Source organism: Niastella sp. sgz303648, assembly GCF_059587045.1.
Window position 1 is genome coordinate 628,238 of record NZ_JCAPSW010000005.1, and the last position, 7,172, is coordinate 635,409.

Genomic DNA, 7,172 nt, shown 5'->3' on the forward strand with positions numbered 1-7,172 from the left:
TTTGATTTATTGTTTAATTGAAATAGTTACTTCACAAAGATTGCATTCCTTTCAGGATTTCATACGGTGTGAAAATGACAACTTAGCGGGTCAATTATGCCAAAGCACGGTTATTATCCGCGTGATACTATTCCTGCATCCTTAATTTTGCTCCTGCATTAATTTTCTTTTTGCAATATATTTATACCGCTAATCATTATACGCCATGACCTTATCCACTCCGCTCAAGCTACTGATCGTCGAAGACCAGCCTGCCATCCGTAAAGACATCCAGTCCATGATCAGCAATGAACCAGACTTTATTGTTGCAGGCACCTGCGGCAGCGTGAAAGATGCCAAGGTACTCATTCCAGCCATAGAACCCGAGCTGTTGTTGCTGGATATAACGCTGACCGATGGCACCGGTTTTGATATCCTGCAACAAAACGACCTACACCCCTGCGGTGTGATTTTTCTAACGGCACATAAAGAACACGCCATTAAAGCCATCAAGTTTGGCGCATTGGACTATGTATTAAAACCCATTGAGCAGGGAGAACTGATTGCTGCTTTACACAAAGCAAAAAGGTCGCACACCGTGCAGCATGCAACACAGAATGGTGCGCAACCAGTGACACAGACAAGTGACCGGCAACGCATCCTGCTGCGATTCCAGGAAGAACTGCAGGTGGTGGAACTGCAGGAAGTCATGTATTGTCATAGCGATGCCGGTTACACGACATTCTTCTTAGCTGATGGCAGGAAGCTGCTTACTTCCAAATACCTGAAGGAATATGAAGGCGACTTGCCGGAATCGGTTTTCCTCCGCACACACCAGTCTTATGTGGTCAATACCCGGTTTATTGACCGGTACCGGAAAGAGGATAATGAACTGGTGTTGCGCAATGGCGCAGTGATACCTGTAGCCACGCGCCGCAAAGAAACGGTCCTGCATTATATGAACCATCTTCACTGATAGCTTATGAACCGCATTATTGTAGGGCTGTTGCTGCTTGCTGCCTGCAACACGCCACCAAACAAACTTCCCGTCAATACAGCCAAAGCCGATTCGCTGATCGCTTACCTGAAAAGTTCGGTCAACGTTTATTTTAACCAGAACCAAATCGCCGGTGGCAAAAAGATCCTGGACAGTATCAAGCCCATCGTTGATCAATTGGGAGACTACCGGCTGACCGGTGCCTGGCTGCGCTGCAAATCGGTGGAACACCAAGGTGGTACAAACGATAGTGCCAGATGGTTTATCGGGCAGGCGCTGGCACTTGCGACAAGACGTGACACGACGCAAAGGGAGATCATGGCTGCCAAACTGCAGTTCGCGGAAGTGCTCCGGCTGCAGCACTCCTATGACAGCGCGCTGCAATTTGCACGGGAAGCCTACTACCTTGCGGTTAAAGTGGATACCATCGCCTTGCCGCTGATCTGTATCCGGCTTGCCCAAATCTACAACGCCATCAACGACCAGCCGCAGCGGTATAAATACCTGCGGGAAGGTTACCGGCGCAGCACCTCCCCTGCGCACAAGGTAGTTTTTACCAACAATATCGCCGATTATTATGACCAGGTTGGTCAAACGGACTCCGCGATCTATTTCCTGAAAATGCTGGACAAAGACAGCAGCCTGAACAATCCTTATTATTTCGGAATCCGGTATGAAAACCTCGGCACTTTGCTGACAAAGCAAAATAAACTGCAGGAAGGATTACAGTATCAGTTAAAGGCTTTTGCGATCAATCGCGGCATTGATGCGTTGGATGCGCAATCCTATTACGATCTCGCAACAGCGTATAATAAGTTGCAGCAGTTTGATAAGGCAGGCATGAACCTTGACACGGCGATGATCCTTGCCAAACAACAAAATGACCTGCACCAGATCACTGCTATCTGGAAAGCGAAAGCGGGAAAAGAAGCGCAGCTTTGTTCGCCAATCTGTTCGCCAATCTGTTCGCCATTTGTTCGCCAAAAAGGGCGGCAAAAAGCGGAAAAAAGCGAGGAAAACTGAGCGAACGGGCATAAAAAAACCTTGTAAACCAATTGTTTACAAGGTTTGTAATGTGCCCAGGACATGAATCTAAACATCCTGATTATCAATTATTTATAGACGACGTGTGTCAAAATTGTGTCGCAAAAAATTAAAGAGCAATTAGGCGTGCCAGTTATGCGTGCTTATTCGCACTTTCTACCTGTCTGGGCAAATTTAAAAGATTATATAATACAGTTGGTAAGTTTATTGCAGATTGAGATTAAATAGCTTTTGGAACTCCTTAGCTTCTGGCAATTTTTCCCATCCTGAACCAAAAGCATCCATTATCAAATTTCTTTCCATAAGTAAGTTCACCCCGGTAAGATTAAATTTTTTCTGTTGTTGCCCTATATATTCCATCAAAAGTCGACCTCTGGGAGTAATGGTCGATAAAAAAGTTGATTGAATTTCACGATCTCTCCAATCTATTAAATAATCAGAATAATCTATTGTTGCTAAACTTTGACTAAATAAGAAGGTAACATATTCCTTAAGAAACTGGTGTTCCTCATAACCAATCGATAGACCATATTCACTCTCGTTATTAAACTCGGCAATTTCTATTGCAAGTGACATTGAGAAAAAGAGCTGTCGAGAAATGTTGGTTAATCCCTGGACAAAGAGGTCAAAAAAAGAAACTGAAAAAGTTGGATTTGCACATTTAGTTTTGATCATAACTGTAAATAATTCAGGTATATCGTGTGTTTCTCTAAAAATGAAGCCAAGATTATTAATCTCCAGTCCAACCTTCAAAATACCCGCTCTCTCAAGGATGTAAGTGCTACTTACTTTAGGCATCTTTTCCATGAATATCCTTTTTATAACCTAATATATATGTGTGCTTAAAACCTATTTATAAATTGCGATCACCTAATTCAGTTTCATAGCTTAATAAAAATTGGTTCTAAGAACGAATATCTATTTAACTCTATACAATGTTTATTCTTTTTATAAGAAATATGTTTCCAAAAAAAATTAATATCTGATATTGCTTGAACTTTTTCAACAGAAAATTGGCTTTCTGGTAAAAATTCACCTTGTTTATAAATTTTTCCATGATGAGTAAGAAATGCGGTAGCAACAGTAAAACGTCCATTGTTTATGTAACTATTTTCGTTAGTTAAACATAAAAAACAACCTATGTCAATTTTTTTATTTGCTACCAGCCAATTAAGCCTTTTTATATCATTTATTATTTTTTGTCTTGTTTGAGTTTGATTTGAATTATTTATTTTTTTATTTGGATACTTAAATTCAATCCCTATTTTAATTTCGTCATTTTCGTGAATGAATTTAATAAATAAGTCTAAATATTGCCCGTCAGAAAATTCATGAAACAAACTGGTTTCGAAATCCATTAATGCTATGCTTTCATTAAACTCTTTTTGAAACTCCCAAGCAAAGTTGAAAACTACTGATTTCTCTGATGAAATTAATTTTACATCCCTATTCATCCATTCATCAATCCTTCCCCAAATTGTTTTTATGTTATTCATTATTGAATCCATCTTCAATTATTTTTAAATGTTTTTAGCTAAAAACGACTTCGCACATAAAATCTATATTTTTACCAATAATGAGGGATTAAATAATCAAAAGCTTTAAACTTGTATCTGATGAATTGTGAATGCCCCTTCTGCTTAAAAAAAATGTTTATTCATGGATTAACCGCTTTGGCTTAAAGTTATTTTCAAGATGATTAAATGTCTTTTTGGGTTTCATTTACTTTCTTTTTCTCTAATTCAATTGACTTATTATCGATAAGAGCAGAGTCTATCAAATATGTGATATTCACATAGCTCACATATTTCCAGAGTATGTCATCTTTTTTTCCAACTTCATCAGATATTTTTAATTCAATTGAAAAATCTGTTTTTTTCCAAATAAATATTGTTCCCATTTCTTGGGGCCAGTACATTGATTCTTTGCGTTGTTGGAATGCAATGAATTGCTTTTTAAGAGTATCGACGGGATACCCATATTTTTCAAGATAATTAGAAATGAGGCAATTCTTTATCTCTTCATAAGCAAGAGAGTCTTTTTCCTTAATACTACCTGCAAGTCTGAGGCTTGACAATTGGTTTTCAGTAAAATTTTCAATGAGATTACAGTATAAATTTTTTTTGCCTGTTATTGTATAAAAACTATAACCACAGTCTAATGAATAATGATTATCTACAATTTTATTTTCTTTAACTAAATGATTTAAATGTTCGTTGTATTCTTCTGGAGAAGACAATAAATTAAATCCTAATAAAATTTCTGGTTTCTTTTCGCAACTCGTAAGAAAGATAAACAAGCACGCTATTTGATAATATTTCATCTTGTTTCAATTTATGCTTTTCTAAAAGTAGGCATCACTTTTTTCATCTTGAAAGAGATTAGACCGTTTCTAATAATTCACCGTGCTTCTCTTATCACTTCATTCTTTAATACCCTGTACAATAATCCCTGAAACCTGCATGTACGGTTTTCACTTTATATCGATTTTCTACAAACACAGTTAATATTTCATCCTCTATTATCGGTTGCAACTCCACTTCCAGTATACCGCTTTCGGTAAAATCAGACGAAAGCAACGTCCATTTTATTTGAATGTTTGTTTCTTCCGCATGTGCTTTGATGTAGAATATATCAGAATAAAAATCATCGCCAGCTACAAGGATTTTCTTTCCAGGTTGTACTTTAAGGCTCTGCTCACCAAAATTAATAATTACATTCGTTGGCTTGGGCTCACTATATGCAAGTAATCCTCCGGAAATATTGCTTTCACTAAGACCTGAAATATTTCCTTTAGTCTCTAATCGAATTACAAATTCATGTATAGGAGAATTACCGTTGTTTTTTAATCTGATTTGCAATGGGAAATAACTGTGGTTCGTACAATGATTAGCATATTCGGGCAAAACAGGTTTAGAAGAATTATTTTCCCGATTCTTGATTAAAAGATAAGCGTATGGGGGGGTATAGTCCGCTGGAATAATGGCCTCTCTATATTCAATTGTAGTTTTTTTAAATCGGGGATTCCTAATTACTTTAAAGCTTCCATCATCAAAGGATAGTACAGCCGATTTTCGCACTATATAATTCTGGCCATTTACATACCAGTCGAATGTATTCTTGTTTCGTACCATGAGATCAACAATATCTTCCCAACAAAAAAGGTGAACCTCAAATATGCCCATGGATTTATGTTCCAGGTTCTTTTGAAGAAAAAAGCTTTCTATTTGGCTATCTTTAGAAGCTGTGGTTACAAAATATAGTTTTTTTAATGCTGGTGTAAATCCTTTTGCCTTTTCAATCTCCCTTAATATTTCCTTTTCAGTAAATGGTCGGCCAAATTCTTTACCCCTGCCTTTACATTGAATACCATAATAACCATTTTCACCCGCTGGCATACCATATATGTCTACTCCGTTTTGCTTTTGCCCTTTTCGACCATTCATTTTAATTTCTGGGCATTGCCATATTTCTCCCCAAAGGTTTTTGCTAAATAACTCAAGATCTTGCCAGTTTGAAGGCTTGCTAAAGGATTGTTGCGCCTGCATATGTCATGGTTTATACAAGTTCGTTTTGCAATCTACAAATTACGCATCAATTTATAATTATATAAAACACTTGTAAATTGTTGATATTCATCCTATTGATTTTGGTTGAGGTTGACGCACACCTATGCCAGCTCGTTAAATTGCCTTATGATTTAAATATACCGGCAGGCTACTAAGTTACACGTATATAATAACTCATAAATTAAAGTAAATTGCTAAATAATTAATGTGTAATTATTACTTGAACTTACAATTATGAGCACATGCCCCTTAACCGGTAAAGCCGTGAATATGTTCCAACCTGGAAGTAAAAGGGAATTTCACTACGAAACTCCTTTAACTGGTGAAGTGATATTTACTGATTTAGCGCTAAGGGCGGCCCGTCAATTGAGTGAAGAAGAAAAACAAATTTTAGCCGGAATTTGTAGGAATAGGAGTTTAAAAGGAGAAGGGCCTACAATGATTGATACTGCTTTATTATCAAAATTAAAAGAGCAGGAAATACCTTATGGCTTTGAAGAGCGTGTCCAGCATTTTCTTCAATATCTTTATAATAATGGAGGAAAAGAGTACAGAGAACATAATTTAAATTCCATTGAGGATAACCTTATTACATATTCCTCCCCAGATGAGTTTAATAGGATTATTAAATATTTAAAATCAGAAGGCTGGATAGATTACGGTGAAGTTCCAACGTTTACCTGTACATTTTACCAGGGAATGCATTTAACAAAGAGTGGAATTGAGGAAATTGAAAAAGGACTTCCCAAAATGCCGTTGTTTGATTTGGTTAATCAAAAAATTACTACTGGCAACGCAGTCACTGACGCTACCATTGAACATGCTAGAAGATTGTTTTTTGATAAACACTCTACGCTAGAAAGTAAACGCTCAGCATGTGAAACTTTAAGTTATGTTTTAGAGCCGTTACGCGAAGAATTAAAGCCGCTATTTAGTGGTGATACTGAGCAGTTTTTTAATATAGTTAACAACTTCAATATCCGTCACAATAAAGAAAGAACAAAGCAAATTCAGCATCAGGAACAATTGGAGTGGGTGTTTTATTCTCTGTTAAATACCATTAATACATATGTAAAGATGAAAATTAAGCTAGATTAATTCCATTATTAAAGTTTTGTTATTCATTTTAATAAAGTGATTTTTTAGTTCTTATATCTAAGTACCGCCGTAAGGAGAGTAAAATCAATAATCCTTTAAACCTCATCTTGTGAAAGATATGTACATTCCAAAAACGAAAAATGTAATTTTAAAATGAGTTTAGAAACAACAAGAAAACTTATATCAGAAGTACTTGCACTTTTAAATAAGGGGGAATGGCAAATACCGCAATTCCAAAGAGAATATATCTGGACACCTGAGCAAGTAAAAAAATTTGTGAACTCATTTATTAAAACTTATCCAATTGGACTTATTACAATATGGAAACAACCTCAAGGTAAACCACACACACCAGGAGAACCATTAAAGTTGCATGATGAAAGTAGCTATAGTAATTATCAAGAAAATCCCGCAGTTATAAAATTGGTATTGGATGGGAAACGTAACCATTCGGTTCTCGACACTGCCGAAGCGATTGTATAAGC

The 7,172-nt window shown here is 36.6% G+C and carries 8 protein-coding genes; 4 read left to right on the plus strand and 4 right to left on the minus strand.

The annotated features are described in order from the left end of the window. Window positions 1-205 precede the first annotated feature (205 nt). Window positions 206-955, plus strand: a complete 750-nt coding sequence (locus AC59IL_RS18145) for a LytR/AlgR family response regulator transcription factor (protein ID WP_496553591.1) — start codon at window positions 206-208, stop codon at window positions 953-955. A gap of 6 nt (window positions 956-961) precedes the next feature. Further along, window positions 962-1,999, plus strand: coding sequence for a tetratricopeptide repeat protein (locus tag AC59IL_RS18150; protein ID WP_496553592.1), 1,038 nt, complete (start codon window positions 962-964; stop codon window positions 1,997-1,999). Between the two features lie 225 nt (window positions 2,000-2,224). Here the strand turns inward: AC59IL_RS18150 and AC59IL_RS18155 are convergent, their stop codons facing one another. The 4 genes from AC59IL_RS18155 to AC59IL_RS18170 all read right to left on the minus strand — a co-directional run bounded on the left by AC59IL_RS18155 (window position 2,225) and on the right by AC59IL_RS18170 (window position 5,568). Next, the gene (locus AC59IL_RS18155) at window positions 2,225-2,827 is read right to left on the minus strand and encodes a hypothetical protein (RefSeq protein ID WP_496553593.1); all 603 of its coding nucleotides are present in this window, start codon (window positions 2,825-2,827) and stop codon (window positions 2,225-2,227) included. A 74-nt stretch (window positions 2,828-2,901) separates the two neighbouring features. Further along, window positions 2,902-3,528 carry a hypothetical protein gene (locus AC59IL_RS18160; protein WP_496553594.1) on the minus strand — a complete coding sequence of 209 codons (627 nt, stop codon included), beginning with the start codon at window positions 3,526-3,528 and terminating at the stop codon, window positions 2,902-2,904. Window positions 3,529-3,719: 191 nt separating this feature from the next. Next, window positions 3,720-4,343, minus strand: coding sequence for a hypothetical protein (locus AC59IL_RS18165; RefSeq protein WP_496553595.1), 624 nt, complete (start codon window positions 4,341-4,343; stop codon window positions 3,720-3,722). 106 nt (window positions 4,344-4,449) lie between these two features. Then, window positions 4,450-5,568: a hypothetical protein gene (locus AC59IL_RS18170; RefSeq protein WP_496553596.1), complete on the minus strand. Its 1,119-nt coding sequence runs from the start codon at window positions 5,566-5,568 to the stop codon at window positions 4,450-4,452. A gap of 255 nt (window positions 5,569-5,823) precedes the next feature. Here AC59IL_RS18170 and AC59IL_RS18175 point away from each other — a divergent pair, with 255 nt between their 5' ends. Continuing rightward, on the plus strand, window positions 5,824-6,687 hold the full coding sequence (locus AC59IL_RS18175; protein ID WP_496553597.1) for a hypothetical protein: 864 nt from the start codon (window positions 5,824-5,826) through the stop codon (window positions 6,685-6,687). Window positions 6,688-6,840: 153 nt separating this feature from the next. Continuing rightward, a complete protein-coding gene (locus AC59IL_RS18180) occupies window positions 6,841-7,170 on the plus strand; it encodes a DUF262 domain-containing protein (protein WP_496553598.1) in 330 nt (109 codons plus the stop codon). Window positions 7,171-7,172: the final 2 nt, after the last annotated feature.